Origin of the sequence: Corynebacterium sp. HMSC066C02 (genome assembly GCF_001814945.1) — a bacterium.
Lineage (GTDB): Bacteria > Actinomycetota > Actinomycetes > Mycobacteriales > Mycobacteriaceae > Corynebacterium > Corynebacterium aurimucosum.
On sequence record NZ_KV818471.1, the window covers coordinates 10,833 to 11,427 of the forward strand.

The following is a 595-nucleotide window of genomic DNA, read 5'->3' on the forward strand; positions in this document are numbered from 1 at the left end:
GTGTGGTTCTCGAAGTCGACGGGGCTGACCATTCCGAGTGCAGAGTGCCGGCGCCGACGGTTGTAGACGACTTCAATCCAGTAGGCAACGGCCTTGCGTGCAGCATCACGGGTTGTCCATCGCTTACGGTCGTAGAATTCAGTCTTTAGCGTCGACCAGAACGACTCAGCCATCGCGTTATCGAAGCACACACCAGTACGCCCCACAGACTGAGCAATGCCCAGTCTGCTGCAGACCTCCCAGAGCTTCTCACTGGTAAATTGCGTTCCACGGTCAGCGTGAAACACCAGCCCATCAGGAACATCACCGCGCAGTGTATGCGCCATCCGCAGGGCCCGTTCGACCAGGTGTGTGTCTTGAACGCTATCCATAGCCCAGCCCAGCACTCTGCGGGAATGACCGTCGCGGACCGCGCACAAATACAACCAGCCCTCACCGGTGCGCAAGTAGGTAATATCTGACATCCACACTCGGTTGAGCTCACCAGTATCAAACATGCGCTTGACCAGGTCAGGAAGAGTTGACTTACGCTTGGCTTGGATTGTAGTCACTGGGACAAAGGCATGAAGCGTCCTGGGTTTAGTTCCGCTTCTTT

1 protein-coding gene is annotated in these 595 nt (G+C 56.1%); it reads right to left on the reverse strand.

The annotated features are described in order from the left end of the window. On the reverse strand, positions 1-595 hold a 595-nt coding region (locus HMPREF2996_RS10415), incomplete at both ends, for an IS3 family transposase (protein ID WP_246823028.1).